This is a genomic window from Halotalea alkalilenta DSM 17697, assembly GCF_000621205.1.
Classification (GTDB): domain Bacteria; phylum Pseudomonadota; class Gammaproteobacteria; order Pseudomonadales; family Halomonadaceae; genus Halotalea; species Halotalea alkalilenta.
Genome location: NZ_JHYY01000037.1, coordinates 31,960 through 50,960, shown reverse-complemented (window position 1 = coordinate 50,960; position 19,001 = coordinate 31,960). Strand labels below are relative to the sequence as shown.

General features: G+C 67.4%; 16 protein-coding genes. 4 read left to right on the top strand and 12 right to left on the bottom strand.

Going from position 1 to position 19,001, the window contains the following annotated elements; genetic code table 11:
* Positions 1-8 precede the first annotated feature (8 nt).
* The 8 genes from Q376_RS0107820 to Q376_RS21815 all read right to left on the bottom strand — a co-directional run bounded on the left by Q376_RS0107820 (position 9) and on the right by Q376_RS21815 (position 9,761).
* Positions 9-812 carry an SDR family NAD(P)-dependent oxidoreductase gene (locus tag Q376_RS0107820; protein WP_027349852.1) on the bottom strand — a complete coding sequence of 268 codons (804 nt, stop codon included), beginning with the start codon at positions 810-812 and terminating at the stop codon, positions 9-11.
* Between the two features lie 78 nt (positions 813-890).
* Positions 891-1,763 carry a DMT family transporter gene (locus Q376_RS0107815; RefSeq protein WP_027349851.1) on the bottom strand — a complete coding sequence of 291 codons (873 nt, stop codon included), beginning with the start codon at positions 1,761-1,763 and terminating at the stop codon, positions 891-893.
* A gap of 149 nt (positions 1,764-1,912) precedes the next feature.
* Positions 1,913-4,102 carry a xanthine dehydrogenase family protein molybdopterin-binding subunit gene (locus Q376_RS0107810; RefSeq protein WP_027349850.1) on the bottom strand — a complete coding sequence of 730 codons (2,190 nt, stop codon included), beginning with the start codon at positions 4,100-4,102 and terminating at the stop codon, positions 1,913-1,915.
* Positions 4,099-5,154, bottom strand: a complete 1,056-nt coding sequence (locus tag Q376_RS21820; RefSeq protein WP_052365054.1) for an FAD binding domain-containing protein — start codon at positions 5,152-5,154, stop codon at positions 4,099-4,101. The genes Q376_RS0107810 and Q376_RS21820 overlap by 4 nt, the downstream gene beginning before the upstream one ends.
* 10 nt (positions 5,155-5,164) lie before the next feature.
* The gene (locus tag Q376_RS0107800; RefSeq protein WP_245598921.1) at positions 5,165-5,770 is read right to left on the bottom strand and encodes a (2Fe-2S)-binding protein; all 606 of its coding nucleotides are present in this window, start codon (positions 5,768-5,770) and stop codon (positions 5,165-5,167) included.
* A gap of 287 nt (positions 5,771-6,057) precedes the next feature.
* Complete coding sequence (locus Q376_RS0107795) at positions 6,058-6,972, bottom strand: class I fructose-bisphosphate aldolase (RefSeq protein ID WP_027349848.1); 915 nt, start codon at positions 6,970-6,972, stop codon at positions 6,058-6,060.
* A gap of 95 nt (positions 6,973-7,067) precedes the next feature.
* Complete coding sequence (locus tag Q376_RS0107790; RefSeq protein WP_027349847.1) at positions 7,068-8,609, bottom strand: DHA2 family efflux MFS transporter permease subunit; 1,542 nt, start codon at positions 8,607-8,609, stop codon at positions 7,068-7,070.
* A gap of 3 nt (positions 8,610-8,612) precedes the next feature.
* Positions 8,613-9,761, bottom strand: a complete 1,149-nt coding sequence (locus Q376_RS21815) for an HlyD family secretion protein (RefSeq protein ID WP_081803449.1) — start codon at positions 9,759-9,761, stop codon at positions 8,613-8,615.
* A gap of 286 nt (positions 9,762-10,047) precedes the next feature.
* On the opposite strand from Q376_RS21815, the gene Q376_RS0107775 reads away from it, so the two are divergent.
* The 3 genes from Q376_RS0107775 to Q376_RS0107765 all read left to right on the top strand — a co-directional run bounded on the left by Q376_RS0107775 (position 10,048) and on the right by Q376_RS0107765 (position 13,490).
* Positions 10,048-11,466: an MFS transporter gene (locus Q376_RS0107775; RefSeq protein WP_027349846.1), complete on the top strand. Its 1,419-nt coding sequence runs from the start codon at positions 10,048-10,050 to the stop codon at positions 11,464-11,466.
* Positions 11,467-11,625: 159 nt separating this feature from the next.
* A complete protein-coding gene (locus tag Q376_RS0107770) occupies positions 11,626-12,657 on the top strand; it encodes an L-idonate 5-dehydrogenase (protein WP_027349845.1) in 1,032 nt (343 codons plus the stop codon).
* Positions 12,658-12,710: 53 nt separating this feature from the next.
* Positions 12,711-13,490, top strand: a complete 780-nt coding sequence (locus Q376_RS0107765) for an SDR family NAD(P)-dependent oxidoreductase (RefSeq protein WP_027349844.1) — start codon at positions 12,711-12,713, stop codon at positions 13,488-13,490.
* 21 nt (positions 13,491-13,511) lie between these two features.
* Here Q376_RS0107765 and Q376_RS0107760 read toward each other — a convergent pair whose 3' ends face one another.
* From Q376_RS0107760 to Q376_RS0107745, 4 genes are all read right to left on the bottom strand, one after another.
* Positions 13,512-14,804, bottom strand: coding sequence for an NAD(P)/FAD-dependent oxidoreductase (locus tag Q376_RS0107760; RefSeq protein ID WP_027349843.1), 1,293 nt, complete (start codon positions 14,802-14,804; stop codon positions 13,512-13,514).
* Positions 14,805-14,852: 48 nt separating this feature from the next.
* Complete coding sequence (locus Q376_RS0107755) at positions 14,853-15,557, bottom strand: HAD-IA family hydrolase (RefSeq protein ID WP_027349842.1); 705 nt, start codon at positions 15,555-15,557, stop codon at positions 14,853-14,855.
* 185 nt (positions 15,558-15,742) lie between these two features.
* Positions 15,743-16,327, bottom strand: coding sequence for an ATP-dependent Clp protease proteolytic subunit (locus tag Q376_RS0107750; RefSeq protein ID WP_027349841.1), 585 nt, complete (start codon positions 16,325-16,327; stop codon positions 15,743-15,745).
* A 110-nt stretch (positions 16,328-16,437) separates the two neighbouring features.
* The gene (locus tag Q376_RS0107745; protein WP_052365053.1) at positions 16,438-17,295 is read right to left on the bottom strand and encodes a GNAT family N-acetyltransferase; all 858 of its coding nucleotides are present in this window, start codon (positions 17,293-17,295) and stop codon (positions 16,438-16,440) included.
* A gap of 222 nt (positions 17,296-17,517) precedes the next feature.
* On the opposite strand from Q376_RS0107745, the gene Q376_RS0107740 reads away from it, so the two are divergent.
* A complete protein-coding gene (locus tag Q376_RS0107740; protein WP_027349839.1) occupies positions 17,518-18,996 on the top strand; it encodes an aldehyde dehydrogenase family protein in 1,479 nt (492 codons plus the stop codon).
* Positions 18,997-19,001: the final 5 nt, after the last annotated feature.

Genomic DNA, 19,001 nt, shown 5'->3' with positions numbered 1-19,001 from the left:
GGCCTGGCTCAAAGCTGGCGGTAGCGCTTCGACTCCCGCGCCGCCAGCCATAGCGCCAGGCGCTCGGGGATCAGCCGGGCGAGCCGCTTGGTCAGGCGGTTGAAGCGCCCGGGAACGACGATGGTTCGGTCGCGCGCGAGCCCATCGAGCGCCGCCTCGACCACCTGATCGGCGCGCTGCCACATGAACCCGGGCAGCTTCGCCATCAGCTCCCTAGTGCCGGTGACGTCGTGGAACTCGGACAGCGTAAGCCCCGGGCAGAGCGCGCAGACCCGCACGCCGGCGGCGCGGTTCTCAAGCGCCAGGGACTCGGAGAAGCGCAGCAGATAGGCCTTGATCCCGGCATAGAGGGTGTGGCCCTCGGTGCCGGGCAGGTAGGCGGCGAGCGAGGCGACGTTGATCACCGTACCGCAGCCGCGGCGGCGCATCATCGGCAGCGCCCGGGCGACCAGCTCGGTCGGCGCTTCGACCATCAGCCGCAGGCAAGCGGCGTGCTCGCGCCATTCGCTGTCGTGCAGGCGCCCCGGCATGCCGAGGCCCGCGTTGTTGATCAGCCAGTCGATCGAGAACTCGCGCTCATCGCACCAAGCGATCAGACGCTCGGCCGCGCCGGGCTCGGCGAGATCCAGCGCGACCCAGTCGACCCGCGCGCCATAGAGACCGCGCAGGCGCTCGGCCAACGCCTCGAGCCGCTCGCCACGGCGGGCGACCAGCACTAGATGGTGGCCGCGCTCGGCCAGGGTCTCGGCGAAAGCGGCACCGATACCCGCTGAAGCACCGGTGATCAGCGTGACCAGGCGGACGGTGGACATGCGCTCACTCCAGAACCGGTGGGTTCTCAAGCATAGCGATCACCAAGGCGATCGTCAGGCCCGTTCTCGGCCTGGGCGCTACGAACTTGGCCGTCGCTTCAGGCTGGTGCGGCGATCGTGATAGGCGACGAGCAGGCCGGAACCAATGATCAGCACCGTGCCGGCGAGCGCGATCAGGTCGGGCACCTCGTTCCAGAACAGCCAGCCGAACAGCACCGCCCAGATCAGCGCGGTGTAGTCGAACGGCGCCGCCAGCGCCGCCGGTGCCTGCCTGAAAGCCAGCGTCAAAAGCAGCATCGCGCCGATGCCGAGCACCCCGCTGAGTGCGAAGCCGGGCAGCGCGTACAGGCTCGGCGTAGTCCAGAAGAACGGCAGCAGCACCAGGCTGACCAGGAATGGCATCAGCAGCGCGTAGAACACCATCGCCCACAGATACTCGCGCAGCCCATAGCGGCGCGTGGTGATCATCGTCATCGCGTAGCAGGCCGCGGCGCACAGCACCACCAGCACCCCCGGCTCGAGCCCGCCGCTCGGCCGCGCCACCACCAGCACGCCGATGAAGCCGAGCAGTACCGCGACCAGCGGTATGGTGGCGACCCGCTCGCCGAGCAGCGGCCAGGAGAGCAGCGTCACCAGCAGCGGCGCGACGAAGCCGATCGCGGTCAGATCGGCAAGCGGCAGCATGCCAAGGCCAATGACGAAGCAGTAGACGCTGCCGGTGGCGAACAGCCCGCGAAGCAGATGGACGCCGGGGCGCCGGGTGGAGAGCTTATGGATGCCGCCGAAGCGATGGGCGATCAGAACCACCAGCGGCAGCGAGACCAGGCTGCGAAAGAAGACGATCTGCACCGCCGAATGGTCGGCGCCGAGCCCCTTGGTCACCGCATCCCCCGCCGCCATGCAGAACACACCGCCGCACATCGCCAGGATCCCTTTGCCGGTACTACCCATCGTCGCTCCCCAACCGGTCCGCACGCCCGAGCTGCCGCCGCCGGGTCGAATCGACCCGACGAGCGGCGATCCGGCAGTGTAACCGAAGACGGTGAAGCCGCATCGCTGCGGCTTCACCGGGGCGATCGAAATAGGGAACCTCCGCGGGCTCACTCCTCCAGCAGCGCCTCGAGGCGGATCGGCAGTTCGCGGATCCGCTTGCCGGTGGCATGGAAGACCGCGTTCGATACCGCCGCGCCGACCCCGGTCAGGCCGATCTCACCGACACCCCGAGCGCCGAATTCGTTGAACGCCAGGTCCGGGTAGTCGAGGGTCACCAGTTCGATCTCCGGCATGTCGGCGTGCACCGGCACGATGTAGTCGGCGAAGTTATGGTTGTGCAGCCGGCCATCGCGCTCGTATTCGAGCCGCTCGAACAGCGCCATGCCGAGCCCCATCACCACGCCCCCCTCGAGCTGGTTGTGCGCGGTGAGCGGATTGATCATCCGTCCACCGTCGATGGTCGAGACCACCCGCGCCACCCTGAGCCGCGAGATGCCCGGGTCCCAGCGCACCTCGACGAACACCGCGCCGAACGAGCGAAAGCTCGCGCGCTTTTGCTCGTCGCCCGGCGCGGTGCTCACCACCGCATCCACGCTGCCGCGCTCGAGCGTCTGGAGCAGCTCCGCCACGCTCGCCGATTCGTCGCCGTGCCACAGCCGGCCATCGCGGAACTCGAGCGCCGACGGCGCGGCGTCCTCGAAGCGTCCCCCCTCGCCGATCGAGAGCCGTTGGAGTGTGGCGATCGCCTCGCGCACCGCACCCGCCACCGCCGGCAGGGTCGAGGCGGTGGCCATCGAGCCGCCGGATAGCGGGCCGGCGGGCAGCTGCGAGTCGCCGAGCTTGACCTCGACCCGATCGAGCGGCACGCCGCTGAGCTGGCTGGCAGTCTGGGCGACGATGGTATAGGTGCCGGTGCCGATGTCCTGGGTACCGGTGGCGATCGAGAGCCGTCCATCGGCGAGAAACGAGGCCCGCGCGGTGCAGTGCTTGCGCATCGCGCTCCAGCTCTGGGTCGCCATCCCGTAGCCGATCAGCTCATGGCCATCGCGCATCGAACGCGGGGTGGGGTCGCGTCGCTCCCAGCCGAAGCGCCCCGCGGCATCGTCGAAGCATTCGAGCAGGTGGTTGCTCGACCACGGCAGGCCGCTCGCCGGGTCGCGCACGGTGAAGTTGCGCCTGCGCAGCTCGACCGGGCAGACCCCGAGCTCGACGGCTAGCTCATCGAGCGCGGTCTCGAGGGCGAAATTGCCGCTCGCCTCCCCCGGCGCACGCATCGAGGTCGGGGTGCCGTGGTTGACCTCGGCGATACGCTGGGTCACCGCGACATGGTCGCAGGCGTACATGCTCGGGGTGGCCGAGGCGCAGGAGTCGCTGTAGGCCTCGACCGGGGAGGTCTCGTTGAGCGCGTCGTGGAGGATCGCCTGGAGCTTGCCGTCGCGGTCGGCGCCGAGGCGCACCCGCTGCAGCGAGGCCGGCCGATGGCCTGTATTGGCGAAGTTCCACTGCCGCGGCAGTACCGTCCTCACCGGGCGGCCGAGGAGACGCGCGGCAGCGCAGGTGATCACCGAATGCGGCCACATGAAGAGCTTCGAACCGAAGCCCGAACCGATGTAGTGGGCGATCACCTCGACCTGCTCGGGTGCCATGGCGAAGACCTGCGCCAGGGCATTGCGGTGGAACACTACGCCCTGGGTCGACTCGTACACCGTCAGCCGGTCGTCCTGCCAGCTCGCGAGCGTCGCATGGGTCTCCATCACCGCGTGGGCCTCGGTGGCGATGCGGTACTCGGCATCGATCCTCACTTCGGCGGCGGCGAGCGCGCGCGCCGGCTCGCCGAGGGTCACCGCCTCGTCGTCCACTTCTCGTCCCTCCCCCGCGCTCGAGAGTCCAGCCACCGCCGGCGCGCAGCTGAATTCGATGCTGACCAGACGAGCGGCGGCGCGGGCGTGCTCGAAGCTGTCGGCGACCACCAGGGCGAGATACTGTCCATGGTAGTGGATCTGATCGTCCTCGAACGGCAGACGGACCTCGCCGACCTTGTTCTCCTCGGCCATCGAATCCGGCGAGCGGTTGAGCCGGGGGAAGTTGCCGCCATGGATGATCTCGACCACCCCCGGCGCGCCCATCGCCGCATCGAAGTCGAGCCGCTCGAGCCGGCCGCTGGCGACCGGGCTGACCACCGGATAGCCGTGGAGCATGCCCGGTAGCTGGTGATCACCGGCGTAGTCGGCGCCGCCGGAGACCTTGAGCTCGCCATCGATACGCGCGGTGCGCTGGTTCAAGGCTTCGACGGTCATGGCGAGTCTCCTGCGGGTGAACCGGCGCCGGTATCGGAGCGCGCCGGCGGACTCATCCCGCCCTGGGCGTCGTCGAGCGCGGTTTCAAGCGCGCGGACGATCGCCTGGCGGGCGAGTGGCAGTTTGAACGCGTTGTGTTCGAGCGCCCGGGCGTGGGCGAGCGCGAGCCGGGCCGCCTGCTCGAAGGATTCGCGGCCGGGCACCACGCCCACCAGCGAGGCTTCGGCCTCGAATGCGCGCCACGGCTTGGTCGCGACGCCGCCCAGGGCGATGCGCACCTGCCCGATCCGCTGCCCATCGAGCGCCAGGATCACACCGCAGGAGGCCAGTGCGAACTCATAGGAGGCGCGGTCGCGCAGCTTGAGGTAATGGGCGCCGGCGCTGTCCAGGTGGGGGGCGAGCACCACCGAGGTGATCAATTCATCGGCCTCGAGCGCATGCTCGCGCTCCGGCGTGTCGCCGGGCAGAAGGTGGAAATCGAGCAGCGCGACCTCGCGCTTGCCGGCCGGCCCCTCGACCTCGACGGCGCCCTCGATCGCCGCCAACGCCACGCACATGTCGGAGGGATGCGTGGCGACGCAGTGCTCGCTGGTGCCGAGCACCGCGTGGAGCCGGTTGATCCCGGTGAGCGCGGCGCAGCCGCTGCCCGGTTCGCGTTTGTTGCACTCGGGCACGGTCGGATCGCGAAAGTAGGCGCAGCGGGTGCGCTGCATCAGGTTGCCCGCGGTGGTCGCCATGTTGCGCAGCTGGGTCGAGGCGCCGGAGAGCAGCGCAGCTGACAGCAGCGGATGGCGGGCACGTATCAGCGGGTGGTGGGCGAGTTCGGTATTGCTGACCAGCGCACCGATCCTGATTCGTCCATCATCCAAGAGATCGATCCGCTTGAGCGGCAGACGGTTGACGTCGACCACCTGCTCGGGACGCATCACGTCGAGCTTGATCAAGTCGATCAGCGTGGTTCCCCCGGCCAGGAAGGCGCTGGTGGCGAATTCGGTATGACGCGCCACCGCGCTGTCCACCCGCTCGACGGCCTGATAGGAAAAGTTTCTCATCATGGCCTCCTCAGGCGCGGTCCACGCCAAGCTCGGCGCGGGCCGTTCGGATCGCGCGGAGGATGTTCTTGTAAGCGCCGCAGCGGCAGATGTTGCCACTCATCGCTTCACGCACCGAGGCATCGTCGCTGGGCACTCGCTCATCGTCGATCAGCGCAGCGGCGCTCATGATCTGCCCGGAGGTGCAGTAGCCGCACTGGTAAGCGTCGCACTGGTGGAAGGCGCGCTGCAGCGGATGCAGCCCCTCCCCCTCGTGGCTGGCGGCCAGTCCCTCGATGGTGGTCACCCGGGCGCCATCGACGCTGGCGGCGAGGATCAGGCAGGCGTTCACCGCGCGGCCGTCGAGGTGCACCGTGCAGGCGCCGCACTGGCCGTGGTCGCAGCCCTTGTGCGTGCCGGTAAGTGAAAACCGATCGCGCAGCGCATCGAGCAGCACCACATTGGGCTCGACGTCGATGCTCGCCGGATGGCCGTTCAAGGTGAAGCCGACCCGCAGGGTACCGGGTGGAGATCGGTCGCCCTCGGACAGCATGTAGTCCGTGCGACTGTCGAGATGGGGCGCCGACGGCGGCGCCTCGCGCGGGTCGAACACCGCGCACCGGGAGGATTCTGCCATGGTCTTCCTCATCGCGTTCACCGCAGAGAACAGCGCAGGCACAGCGCTTCCATGCGGTTGCCTGGGGAGAGGCGCTCGACGGCTGCGCCCCGACGTATCGTCATCGGTCTCACGCGGATGGTTAGATGGATTCGGCTCTGCGGCCGCTTGCGCGTGAAGAGCGCGCGGTCATGGTCAGGTGGCGCGCTCTGGTTTCAGCGTAGACGAGATGTCGAAAAGTTGGGGAGGGGATGGCCTGGCGGGATGAGGAAGTGGGCGGGGGCCTTCGCCCCCGCTGGATGCAGGGTTCAGCCCTTGAAGATGGTGATGATCTCGTCGAGCAGCGCCAGCGCTTCCTCGCGCGGACGCTGGAAGGTGTTGCGCCCGATGATGCTGCCGAAGGCGCCTCCTTCGGCGAGCCCGCGAATGGTGGTCAGCAGGTTCTCCTTGGTGGTCGCCTCGCCACCGGAGAAGATCACGATCCGCTTGCCGTCGAACGACGACTGGACCACATGGCGGATCCGCGCAGGCAGGGTCGAGACATCGATCTTCTGCTCCTCATAGACCTTCTTCGCCGCCGGCAGGCTCAAATGCTCGGTGGGCGGCTTGACCTTGATGATGTGGGCACCGAGCAGCGCCGCGATGTGGGCAGCGTAGGCGCAGATATCGATCGCGGTTTCTCCGGCCTTGTCGAGCTCGGGGCCGCGCGGATAGCTCCACACCACCACCGCCAGCCCCGCCGCCTTGGCCTCGCGGGTGAGCTCGCTGATCTCCTCGAACTGCTCGAAGGCGTAGTCGGAGCTCGGGTAGATGGTGAAGCCGATCGCCGAGCAGCCGAGCCGCAGCGCATCCTCGACGCTTGCGGTGATCGCCTGGTCCTTCTGCACCGCCAGGCTGTTGGCGCTGTTCATCTTGAGGATCAGCGGAATCTGCCCGGCGAAGGTGTCGGCACCGGCCTCGATCATGCCGAGCGGTGCCGCGTAGCCGGAAAGCCCGGCGTCTATCGCCAGCTGGAAATGGTAGTGAGGATCGTAGGCGGCAGGGTTGGCGGCGAAGGAGCGCGCGGGGCCATGTTCGAAGCCCTGGTCGACCGGGAGGATCACCAGCTTGCCGGTGCCGGCGAGCTTGCCCTGGTTGAGGAAGCGCGCGAGGTTGGCCTTGGTGCCTGGATTATCGCTTTCGTACCAGCCGAGGATCTCTTTGACCCGTGATGTGGTTGCCATGTGGTTCTCTCTCGGAATATTTATTTCACTACTGATCGAAAATGGAACTCGATCGACGTTCCGAGGTTAGAACACTTGGCACTCGCCTGTCATGTTCAGCCCCGCGGGCGGCGCACCAGCAGCGCCAGCGGCAGTATCAGCAGATAGATCATCCCGAGCCAGAGGAACAGATCGTTGAAGGCGAGCACGTTGGCCTGCTGGATCACCCGGTCGGCGATCATCTGGATCGCCGCCGCCTGGGGATCGGCGACCATCCCTTCGAACTGCTGCTGGTACTGGGCCAGGGCCTCGACCACCGCATCGCGCCCCTCGTTGATCGCCGGGATCAGCTGCTGCCAGTGGTACTGCTCGCGATAGCTCAGCGTGGTGTCGATCAATGCAAGGCCCATGGCCCCGCCGAGGTTGCGCATCACGCTGAACATACCCGCCCCCTGGCCCACCTGCTCGGGCGTCAGGTGGCCCAAGGTGATCCGCGAGGCGGGAATCATGCAAGTGATGAAGCCGACGCCACGGATCACCTGGGGCCAGAAGAACTCGTGGAAGCCCGACTGATCGGTGAGATTGACGTTGAGCAGGGTACCGATCGCCACCATCGCAAGCCCGGACAGGATCAGCGTACGGTGGGAGAACCTATCGCCGAACAGGCCGATCAAGGGAGCGGCGACGAACATCGTCGCCCCGGTGACGAACATCACTTCGCCGATCTGCAGGCTCGAATAGCCGCGCACGCCGCCGAAGAACAGCGGCATCAGGTAGACCAGCCCGTAGAGCGCGATGCCGAGCACGAAGATCACCACGATGCCGATGGCGAAATCGCGGTCGCGGAACAGCCTCAGATCGATGATCGGGTGGTCGGTGCTGAACACCCGCCAGACGAACAATAGCCCTGAAATGCCGCAGACGATCGCCATCGATGCAATCAGGCGGCTGGAGAACCAGTCGTCGTCATGGCCTTCCTCGAGCACGAACTCCAGCGTGCCGAGGAACACCGCCATCAAGATCAGCCCGATCACGTCCAGCCGCGCCAGCACCCTGCGGTCGCCGCGGTCGATGTCGAGCAGCGTCCATACCCCGATGCAGACCAGAGCGCCGGGAATCACGTTGATCAGGAACAGCCAGTGCCAGGAGAGGTGCTCGGTGATGTAGCCGCCGAGCGTCGGACCGATCGACGGCGCCAGTGTCGCCACCAGGCCGATCACCGCCTGCACCGAGCCCATCCTGGCCCGCGGGAAGATGGTGAAGCTGACCGCCTGGGTCAGCGGGATCATCGCCCCGCCCATGAAGCCCTGGATGGCCCGCAGCACTATCAGCTCGCCGATGCTCGACGCCATCGCGCAGCCGATGCTGGCGAGGGTGAAGCCCGCGCAGGAGAAGACGAATACCGCCCGGGTCGAGAATATCCGCGCCAGCGTACCGGCCAGCGGGATCATCACGATCTCGGCGATCAGGTAGGAAGTCTGGACCCAGGAAATCTCATCGCGGCTGGCGGAAACCCCGGCCTGGATCTCGTTGAGCGAACTGGCGACGATCTGGATGTCGAGGATCGCCATGAACATCCCCACCACCGCCGCCAGGAAGCCGAGCTGCTGGCGGCGCGATGGCATCCGCTGCGGGCCCTGGTAGCCGTGGTCGCTCATCGATCAGCGGCCGTCGACCGGCTCGGGCACGTGGACCGGAATCACCGGACGCTCGTCGTCGAGCATCAGGTTGGGGGCCGGCACTACGTAGAGCGCATTACCCTCGAGCCGGCGGGTATCGACGGTCGGCTCCACCGAGAGACCGGCCTGGAGCCGGCCGAGCTGGTCCTGCGGGCCGATCAAGCGAATCCGCACCGGCACCCGCTGGACGATCTTGTTGAAGTTGCCGGTGGCGTTGTCGACCGGCAGCAGGCTGAACTCGGCGCCGGTGGCCGGTGCGATGCTCTCGACCACCCCTTCGTAGCCGATATCGGAATAGGCGTCGACGCTGATCGATACCGGCTGGCCGATGCGCATCCGCCCGATCTGGGTTTCCTTGTAGTTGGCGATCACGTAGAGCGCATCGACCGGGACCAGCTGCATCAGGGTCAGCTGCGGCTGGGCGTAGCTGCCGACCTCGATCGTGACGTTGCCGACCACGCCATCGGCGGGCGCGTAGATATGGGTACGACCGAGCTGGGTGCGCGCCGTCTCGACGTCGGCCTCGGCCGACTGCACGCTGGCCTTGGCGGCCTCGAGCGCGGCCTGCTGCACCGCCAGCTGGCGGCGAGCGGTGGTCAACTGCGCTCGGCTGGAGGCGAGATCGGCACGGGTCACCGCGCGCTCGGAGTGAGCGTCGTCGAGCTGCTGGCGCGGCACCACGCCGCGATCGCTGAGCATCAGGGTACGGTTGAGGGTGGTCAGCGCCTGGTCGTCGCGCGCCTCGGCGGCGGCCACCTGGGCCTGATACTGCTCGATCTGGGCGCGGCTCGCATCGACGTTGCGCTCCGCCTGGACCACCTGGGCATTGGCCTCGAGCAGCTGCGCCTCGGCCTGGCGGAGCTGGTCGCGATAGTCGCGGTCATCGAGGGTCACCAGCAGCTGGCCTTTGCTCACCCGCTGGTTGTGGGCGACCCCGAGCGCCACCACCTTGGCGCTGAGCTCGGAGCGTATCGCAACGCCGTCACCGCGCAGATAGGCATTGTCGGTGGTCTGGAAGAAACGGCCCGTCTGTAACCAATACAGGCCCCAGATGATCGCGGCGACCAGCAGAATCATCGACAGCAGGGCAAGGATCAGGCGTTTGAGCCACTTCTTGGTTAGCGCGTGCATGCAAGGTCCCATGATGGAAATCGCGCGGCGATGGGAAAGGACCCCGCTCGCGTGCAGACAAAAGAATCCCGGGGCCAAGCGCCCTGCGGCGAAGATCGCCTTCCGCTCCGGCAGCCTCCCGATCGCCACCTGAGCGGGCAAGCAAGGAAGGGTACGCGAAGGCGACTTCAAGCTCAATTCAGACGCGTCGAACGTCCCAACGCACGACCTCCGAGAGGATAACCGCTTGAAGGTCCGGGGGTAAGTGGCGCAAGCTCAGGCGTGCGCTGCCAATCATGGAGTCGACATGCCTCCCTCGACCACTTCCGCGGTCGCTGATTCGCCCTCTCCCGCGCTTGCGCTGCTGGTCGCTGCGGCGTTCTTCATGGAGATGCTCGACGCCACCATCATCATCACCGCGATTCCCCACATCGCGGCGAGCTTCGACGTGCCTCCCGTCAGCCTGAGCATCGGCATCTCCGCCTACCTGGTCACCGTCGCGACGTTCATCCCGCTGAGCGCCTGGGTAGCCGAGCGCTTCGGCGCTCGCCGAGTGTTCACCCTGGCACTCGCCTTGTTCGCGCTCGCCTCGCTGGCCTGCGCCCTGAGCCAGAGTCTCACCCAGTTCACCCTCGCCCGAATCCTGCAAGGCATCGGCGGCGCGCTGATGGTGCCGGTCGGGCGGCTCACCGTGCTGAGGCGCTACCCCAAACGCGACCTGATGAAGGCGATCGCGATCATCACCTGGCCGGGGCTCACCGCGCCGGTGCTGGGTCCACCGCTTGGCGGACTGATCACCCTGCACCTTTCCTGGCATTGGATCTTTCTGATCAACCTGCCGATCGCTGCGGTCGGTATTTGCCTCAGCCTGCGGCTGATGCCGGCGCGCACGAGCGAAAGCACCGCCGCCCCGTTCGATCTGCCGGGATTCATCCTCTGCGCCTTCGCCTGCCTGCTGCTGATGAGCGCGGTGGAGGGCCTGGCACACCTCGATGGCGGCCGTCTTACGATGCTCGCCATCGGCGCCGGCGGCGTCGCGGTCGGCATCCTTGCGGTGCGCCATCTCGAACGCCATCCCCACCCGCTGATCGCGCTGACCCCGCTCGAGCATCCAAGCTTTCGTGTCGCGCTGTTCAGCGGCGGACTGTTTCGCCTCTCGATCAACACCCTGCCGTTCCTGCTGCCGCTGATGTTCCAGCTTAGCTTCGGGATGGACGCCTTTCAGGCCGGGCTGATGCTGCTCGCACTGTTCGCCGGCAACCTGTGCATGAAGCCGCTGACCTCGCGCGTGCTGTCGGCGATCGGCTTTCGCCGCGTGCTGATCATCAACGGCGTGATCCAGGCCGCCTCGATAGCCGCCTGCGCGCTGTTCACCCCCGAAGTGCCGCTGACGCTGCTGATCGTGATCCTGTTCTTGAGCGGCATGAGCCGTTCGATGCAGTTCACCGCCTTCAATACGCTTGCCTTCAGCGAGATGCCGAGCGCGAGAATGGGCTCCGCCAGCACACTGTTCAGCACCAGCGACCAGCTCTCGACCGGACTCGGGATCGCCATCGCCGCGCTGGCGCTTCAGCTGTTCCAGGCCCTGGCCGGGCACGACCAGCCGCTGATCGAGGATTTTCACTTCGCCCTGCTCGCCGGCGCAGCGATCGCGCTGGCGGCGACTTTCGGCCCTTTGCGCCTGGCCGCCGAGGCAGGTGCCGAAGTCGCACGCAGGGGGCGCTGAATGCATACGGCGAGACCGGCTTATACCTTGGTCGCAAAAACGCTTTCAACGCTTTGGGACCGGTTGCCGAGCCCGCGCCATCGGCGTAGTTCTGTGCGAACTTCTCCGTGCATCTCTCCATGCATCTCTCCATGCACCCCCGCGAACCAGGACACTCCCATGAAGGCGGTCACCATCCACGCCCCACGCGATCTTCGCGTCGACGACATCGAAGCCGGCTCCCCCGGCCCCGGCCAGGTGGAGGTGCGCATCCGCAACGGCGGCATCTGCGGCTCGGATCTCCACTACTACCAGCATGGCGGCTTCGGCGCGGTGAGGATCAAGCAACCGATGATCCTCGGCCACGAAATCGTCGGCGAAGTGCTTGCCTGCGGCGAGCACGTCGACGACCTCACGCCGGGCACGCCGGTCGCGATCAACCCAGGCTTCGTGCCGACGCCGTGCAAGTACAGCCGTGAAGGATTGACCAACCACGCGCTCGACATGCGCTTCTACGGCAGCGCCATGCGCATGCCCCATGTGCACGGCGGCTTTCGCCAACGACTGGTGTGCGAGCGGGCCCAGATCGTGCCGCTGCCCGAAGGCCTCGGCTTCGAGAAGGCGGCGTTCGCCGAGCCGCTGGCGGTGTGCCTGCACGCCGCTCGCCAGGCCGGCGACCTGCTCGGCAAGCGGGTGCTGGTCTCCGGTGCCGGGCCGATCGGTGCGCTGACCACCATGGTGGCGAAGCTCGCCGGCGCCCGCGAGCTGGTGGTCACCGACCTGCTCGACGCACCGCTCGCCACCGTCGCCGAGCTCGGCGCCACCCGCACGATCAATGTGATGGACGCAGCCAGCAAACTCGACGAGTACAAGCGCGACAAGGGCCATTTCGACGTGGTGTTCGAGTGCTCCGGATCCGCCCCTGGGCTTGCCACCGCGCTCGAGGTCGCTCGGCCCCGCGCCACCATCGTCCAAATCGGGATGGGCAATGACGTACAGGTGCCGCTGTCGATGCTGGTGGTGAAGGAAATATCCCTGCGCGGCACCTTCCGCTTCATCGAGGAGTTCGAGGCGGCGGTGGCCACCCTCGGCCGCGACGATTTCGATGTCGCCCCGCTGTTGACCCAGGTGCTGCCGGTCGAACGAGCGGTCGAAGCCTTCGAACTGGCCGGCGACAAGCGTCGTTCGATGAAGGTCCAGCTGAGTTTCTGATCCCGGCCCGGGCGCAGCCTGGGCTTCGTTCAACGTTTCGAGGAATCGATACCATGCACGACGCGTTACCCTCACTGAAACTCTTCGATCTTACCGGCAAGCGCGCGCTGATCACCGGTGCCAGCCAAGGCATCGGCTTCGCCCTCGCCGAGGGCCTCGGCGGCGCAGGCGCTACGGTGATCATCAATGGCCGCGACCCGCGCAGGCTGGAAGCAGCCGCCGACCGGCTCGCGGCGCTGGACATCAAGGTCGAGACCGCGGCGTTCGACGTCACCGACACCCATGCGGTCGACAGGGGGATCAGCGCGCTGGAGGAAGAGGGTCCGATCGATATCCTGATCAACAACGCAGGCATCCAGCGCCGCGCGCCGCTGCACGAGTTCACCGAGAGCGCCTGGGACGAGCTGCTGCTCGCCAACCTCACCAGCGTGTTCTACGTCGCCAAGCGAGTGGTACGGGGAATGATCGAGCGGCGCGCCGGCAAGATCATCAACATCTGCTCGGTACAAAGCGAGCTCGGCCGCCAGACCATCGCGCCCTATACCGCCACCAAGGGCGCGGTGAAGATGCTGACCAAGGGCATGTGCGCCGACTGGGCGCGCTACGACATCCAGGTCAACGGCCTGGCCCCGGGCTACTTCGAGACCGAGTTGAACAAGGCGCTGGTCGAGAACCAGGAGTTCTCCACCTGGCTGTGCAACCGCACCCCGACCGGCCGCTGGGGCAAGGTCGAAGAGCTCCAAGGGGCGGCGATCTTCCTCGCCGGCCCCGCCTCAAGCTTCGTCAACGGCCAGATCGTCTATGTCGATGGCGGCCTGACCAGCACCGTCTGAATGCGTCGATGCGCTCGGCCGCTAGCGGCCGAGCGCATCGAGCAGCTGCTGCCAACCGGCGGCCAAGCGCACGCCGGGCGCGCGCAGGGCATGCAGCGGGATCTCCTGCGCCGTCTGGCGTTCGAGCGGCCCCAGCCATACCGGCTCGCCTGCGCTGAGCGCGGCGAGCTGTTTGCCCATGTAGCCGCTCAGCGCCACACCCGAGCCGTTGTAGCCGACCGAATAGAACACCCGCTCGCCGATCCGGCCGACGTGGGGCAGGTAGTCCAGCGTCATCGCCACCAGACCGGACCAGCGATGCTCGACCGCGATACCCTCGAGCGCCGGGAACAGCGCGCGCATGCTGCGCTCGAGCTCATCGAAGGCCTGCTTCGAATCCTCACGCCCGAAGGCGCCGCGGCCGCCGAAGATCAGCCGGTCGCCGACCAGCCGGAACCAACGCAGCATCCGTTTGGTATCGCCGCACAGCCGCCGACCGGGCATGATCCGCTCGATCAGCGCGGCAGGCAGCGGCGCGGTGCTGATGATCGCGCTGCGAAACGGGATCAATTGCCGATGCATCGCGCGGGTCGCCGGGGTCAGGTCGGAATAGCCGTTGGTGGCGATGATCAGCCGCCCCGCCTCGACCCGCCCGTGTTCGGTCTCGACCACCACCCGGTCGCCAAGCTGCTCGATCCGCTTCACCGGCGAATCGCCGTGCACGGCGACGCCCTTGTCCACCAGGGCGCGGGCGATGCCGCGCAGGTATTCGAGCGGATGGACGCCCCCCGCCTTGGGGCTCAACAGCCCGCCATGGAAGCCCGTCACCGCGACTTCGCGCTCGATCTCTTCCTTCGACAGCAGCCGCGCGGCGCCCTTGCCGAACTCGCGTTCGATCCACGCCACTTCCGCAGCGAGCCCCTGCAATGCCCGCGGCGTATGGGCGAGCGCCAAGTGGCCGCGGCGCTGGAAGTCCGCCGCGGTCAGCGAGAGCTGCTGGGTCATCGTCTCCAGGTGGTCGATCGCGGCATAGCCCATCTGGTACATCCGCCGCGCGATCTCGAGGCCATGCTGGCGCTCCAGCTCGCGAAACGAGACCCGGAACTTGGCGGTGACCACCCCGCCATTGCGCCCACTGGCGCCGAAGCCCAGCTCCCGGGCCTCGAGCAGCAGCGGAGCGCGGCCGCCGGCGGCGATATGGTGCGCAGCGCACAGCCCGGTGAAGCCGCCGCCGATGATCGCTACGTCGCACTGATGGGTGCCACGCAGCGCCGGAGTTTGCGGCGCGGCCGAGGCGGTCGCCGCCCAGAGCGAATCGATACCATTGGTAGACATTGCAGTGCCTTAGAACCAAGCGCCCGCACAAGCGCGGGCGCGGAGGAGTCAACCGAGCTCGGCTTCGACAGCGTCGGCCAGCTGAGCAAGCGTGGTGAAGTGCAGGTGCGGCTCGGTGTACTCGGACGCCTGGGTGCCGCCCGGCCCCGGCAGGCCATGGCGCCGCTCGATCCAGCACACCTGGTAGCCGAGCCGCTTGGCGACGCCGATGTCGTGATACTGGCTCTGGGCGACGTGGAGGATCTGCTCGAAGACGATGCCCTGGGTGGAGAGGCGACCGCGCGCATAGGCGAAGAACTGCGGGTCGGGCTTCTCGAAGCGCACGTCGTCGACCGAAATCTTGTCGTCGAACGGCTGGTCCAGCGTACGGGCCATATGGTCGAGCGCCCAGTGGCGAGCGTTGGTCATCGCCACCAGCTTGAAGTGCCGTCTCAGCCGCTTGAGCGCGTCGACCGAATCGGGGAACGCGGGCCAATCCTTCACCGACTCGATCAAACCACGCGCGCCGCCCGGCGACTCGGGCCAGCCGAAGGCGGAGATGATGTCGTAGTAGGTACGCTCGAGGTCATCGGGATAGCGCGCGCACTTGTGGCGCTCCCGTGACGCGCGATAGACCGCGAGGATGTCCTCGTCGCTGACGCTCTCGGCAGCGTCACCGACGGACTTGCGCAGGTGCTCGAGGATACCGCGCTCGAAATCGATCAGCGTACCGACCACGTCGAAGGTCAGTGCCTTGAATTGCTCAAATGACATATGCGCCTCGCAAAGCTCCGATGAAGTTGTTCGTTATGGCTTGCTTCATCATCAGTATGCCGAGCGCGGACGAACGACGGCGGCTGGAAATCGTCGCAGCGACGAGAGGGAATGCTTTATTGGCGGGCGGTTTCGGCAGGATCGTTCGAGCCCCTTCCAACCGGGAAGAGGCGCGAACGCAACGCTCAATGCAGCTCGCGGGCGGAGCTGACCACTTTGCTCACCAGGCCATAGTCCACCGCTTCGGAGGACGAGAGCCAGAAGTCGCGATCGGTATCCTCGCGAATCCGCTCGATCGGCTGGCCGGTCGCCTCGGCGAAGATCTGGTTGAGCCGTTCACGCATTCGCAGGATCTCCTTGGAGTAGATCGCGATGTCGCTCGACTGGCCGGAAAACCCGCCCGACGGCTGGTGAAGCAAAAAGCGGGTGTTCGGCAGGGAGTAGCGATTCTCCTTTTTCGCCGCGACGAAGATCAGCGCGCCGGCGCTTGCGACCCAACCGGAGCCGATGGTGAGCACCGGCGACTCGATGAAGCGAATCGCGTCGAAGATCATGTCGCCGGACTCGACGTGCCCGCCGGGAGAACTGATGAACACCTGGATCGGTTCGTGGCTCAGATAGTCCAGCGCGTGGAGCTGCTGCACCGTCTCGCGGGCAAGCTTCTGGTCGATCTCGCCGGTGATGAAGACCTTGCGGGCGTTGATCATGCATTCGAGCAGCTTGGCGCTGGTCGAGGTTTCCTTGTCCTTCTCTTCTACGGCTGCGTTCATCTGCGCTGATCTCCATCGAGGACTCAATGACTCGACTCATCCTCGCACCGGGAGAGGATCGGCGACAAGCACGAGCGATAAGCGTGGCGCGGCGATGAGCGCCCGATGCGCTATCCCATCGCCTGGGTGATCATCCCGAACTGCCGGGTCGCACCGCTCGGACTCGGGGCCTCGCCGCGCACCATCCGGATCGGGCTGTCGACGCGCACGAGCCCGCGGGCCGCCAGCCAGTCGGGGTCGAAGGCATCGTCGATCGCGTCCAGGCGCATGAAGCGCTGGGCTGCGTCTTCGAGCAGCGCATCGACCAGGCGCTCGGCCTGATCCTGGTTTTCAGCATAGATCGGCCCGATCGATTCGCCACGGCCGAAGGGCCGCCGCAGGGCGAAGGCGACCAATCGGCCGTCGCGCTCGATGCCGACGGCCGCGTTGGCGGCGTCGAGCGCGACTCCGAGCACTGGCGCGCGGCAATGGCCACTGCCGGCCTCGGCGAGCTGCTCGAGCGCGTGGCGATCGGCCTTTTCTAGCCTGCGCAGGCCGTTGGTACCGAGCGCGGCGCTCGCCTGAGGAAGCGCCTCGCCCTGGTGCTGGTGAACGTCTCCGACCCGCTCGAAGCCGAGCTTGCGATACAGCGGCGCGCCGGCCTCGGTGGCCACCAGCAGCGCGGTACGGGAACCCGCGAGCGCCAGCGCCTCCTGCATCAGCCGCCGCCCCAGCCCACGACCCTGGTGATCGTCGGCGACGATCACCAGCCCGACGCTCGCGCAGCGCCCCTGCGAGAGGCAGAAGGCGGTGCCGACCAGCCGCTCGCCGTCGACCAAGGCAAGCCCCTCGCCCGCCCGCAGCAGCTGCGCCCAATCCTCGCGCCGGTGCGGCCAGGCGAGTGCCAGGGAGAGCTGGTGGGCGGCGTCGAGATCGGCGGCGGCGAACGGGTGCAGCGCGAGACTAGAGCAAGCATCGGGCGAGGACATCTAGACGATTTCCATGTCGTTCCGGAGGACGCCTACTCTAGGCATCCGCCACCGGCATTTGCCACCGCCCAGGCCCAGGACGCGCGAATTCGGCAGATTCGGATGAAACCGCGCGCCAGGAACGCATCATTTGCGCTGGGCGGCACCAAGCTCGGCACCCTGTGCCGGGGAAAACTCCCTAGCATGGAAGTCATCGACCACCGTCACCCAACGAGTCTCCCCATGCCCAGTTTCGACCCCGCCGACATCCAGGTCCCGAGCGCCCACTTCATCGATGGCCGGCTGCGCCCTGCCGCTGCGGTGCTGGATATCGCCCGGCCCTCCGACGGAGCGGTCTACGCCGGGCTCCCGCTCGGCGATGCCACGCTGGTCGACGAAGCGGTGGAAAGTGCCTGGCGCGCTTTCAAGCGCTCCGACTGGGCCAGCCGGCCGCCGCGCGAACGCGCGCGGGCGATGCGCCGCTGGGCCGATCTGGTCGAGGCCGAGACCGAGCGCTTGGCGGCGCTCGAAGCGCTCGGTTCGACCCGGCCGATCGACCAGGCGATCAGTTGGGACGTGCCCTACACCGCCGAGGGCATCCGTTTCTTCGCTGAGTTCGCCGACAAGCACGGCGGAGAAGTGGCCGCCACCGCACGCGACAGCTTCGGCATGCAGGTCGCCGAACCGATCGGGGTGATCGGCGCGATCGTGCCGTGGAACTTCCCGCTCAGCCAGACCTGCTGGAAAGTCGGTCCCGCGCTCGCCGCCGGCAACGCAGTGGTGCTCAAGCCCTCCGAACTCACGCCCTTCTCTGCGGTGAGGCTGGCGCAGCTCGCGGTCGAGGCCGGTATTCCGCCCGGCATCCTCAACGTCATCCAGGGCGACGGCCCGACCACAGGCGATGCGCTGTGTCGCCACCCGAAGATCGGCAAGGTGACCTTCACCGGCTCGACCGCTACCGGCAGCGCGATCATGCAGGCCTGCGCGCAGTCGGGGCCGAAGGCCGCGACGCTCGAGCTCGGCGGCAAGAGCCCGCAGTTGGTGTTCGCCGACGCGGTGGATCTCGATCGCACCATTCGTACCGTAGCGGCGTCGATCACCGCCAACGCGGGCCAGGTCTGCGTCGCCGGCTCGCGACTGCTGGTCGAGCGCGCGCTGCTCGAGCCGGTGGTCGAGCGGATCGGACGGCTGTTCGACGCACTGCGCCCTGGCCGCACCTGGGAAAGCGGCACCACCCTCGCGCCGATCGTCTCCGCCCGCCAGCTCGAACGAATCGACCAGATCGTCACGCGTGCCCGCGCCGCCGGCGCGCAGTGCCTGAGCGGTGGCGGCGTCTGCGACGCGATCGAGGGCGGCCACTACTATCGCCCGACCCTGCTGGCGGTGAACGATGCCGAGAACCCAGCGGTGCGCGAGGAGATTTTCGGCCCGGTGCTGAGCATCCAGGCGTTCGACGACGAGGAAGAGGCCTTTACCCTGGCCGAGCACGAAACCTACGGCCTCGCCGCCGGTGTCCACACCGCCGATCTGGGCCGCGCGCTGCGCGCGGTGCGCCGGATCGAAGCCGGCACGGTGTGGATCAACCGCTACGGGCGCAGCGACGACTACATCCTGCCGACCGGCGGCTACAAGCGCTCCGGCATCGGCAAGGACCTCGGCCGCGAGGCCTACCTGGCCAATCTGCGCTACAAAAGCGTGCTGATCGACATCGCCGCGAGCTAGCGCGC

What these genes read in the sequence shown, in the direction of transcription:
- Q376_RS0107770 (WP_027349845.1), top strand. Translation starts at nt 11,626, where the DNA reads ATGAAGGCGGTCACCATCCACGCCCCACGCGATCTTCGCGTCGACGAC.
- Q376_RS0107760 (WP_027349843.1), bottom strand. Translation starts at nt 14,804, where the DNA reads ATGTCTACCAATGGTATCGATTCGCTCTGGGCGGCGACCGCCTCGGCC.
- Q376_RS0107820 (WP_027349852.1), bottom strand. Translation starts at nt 812, where the DNA reads ATGTCCACCGTCCGCCTGGTCACGCTGATCACCGGTGCTTCAGCGGGT.
- Q376_RS0107815 (WP_027349851.1), bottom strand. Translation starts at nt 1,763, where the DNA reads ATGGGTAGTACCGGCAAAGGGATCCTGGCGATGTGCGGCGGTGTGTTC.
- Q376_RS0107745 (WP_052365053.1), bottom strand. Translation starts at nt 17,295, where the DNA reads ATGTCCTCGCCCGATGCTTGCTCTAGTCTCGCGCTGCACCCGTTCGCC.
- Q376_RS0107800 (WP_245598921.1), bottom strand. Translation starts at nt 5,770, where the DNA reads ATGGCAGAATCCTCCCGGTGCGCGGTGTTCGACCCGCGCGAGGCGCCG.
- Q376_RS0107810 (WP_027349850.1), bottom strand. Translation starts at nt 4,102, where the DNA reads ATGACCGTCGAAGCCTTGAACCAGCGCACCGCGCGTATCGATGGCGAG.
- Q376_RS0107765 (WP_027349844.1), top strand. Translation starts at nt 12,711, where the DNA reads ATGCACGACGCGTTACCCTCACTGAAACTCTTCGATCTTACCGGCAAG.
- Q376_RS0107790 (WP_027349847.1), bottom strand. Translation starts at nt 8,609, where the DNA reads ATGAGCGACCACGGCTACCAGGGCCCGCAGCGGATGCCATCGCGCCGC.
- Q376_RS21820 (WP_052365054.1), bottom strand. Translation starts at nt 5,154, where the DNA reads ATGAGAAACTTTTCCTATCAGGCCGTCGAGCGGGTGGACAGCGCGGTG.
- Q376_RS21815 (WP_081803449.1), bottom strand. Translation starts at nt 9,761, where the DNA reads ATGCACGCGCTAACCAAGAAGTGGCTCAAACGCCTGATCCTTGCCCTG.
- Q376_RS0107795 (WP_027349848.1), bottom strand. Translation starts at nt 6,972, where the DNA reads ATGGCAACCACATCACGGGTCAAAGAGATCCTCGGCTGGTACGAAAGC.
- Q376_RS0107750 (WP_027349841.1), bottom strand. Translation starts at nt 16,327, where the DNA reads ATGAACGCAGCCGTAGAAGAGAAGGACAAGGAAACCTCGACCAGCGCC.
- Q376_RS0107775 (WP_027349846.1), top strand. Translation starts at nt 10,048, where the DNA reads ATGCCTCCCTCGACCACTTCCGCGGTCGCTGATTCGCCCTCTCCCGCG.
- Q376_RS0107755 (WP_027349842.1), bottom strand. Translation starts at nt 15,557, where the DNA reads ATGTCATTTGAGCAATTCAAGGCACTGACCTTCGACGTGGTCGGTACG.
- Q376_RS0107740 (WP_027349839.1), top strand. Translation starts at nt 17,518, where the DNA reads ATGCCCAGTTTCGACCCCGCCGACATCCAGGTCCCGAGCGCCCACTTC.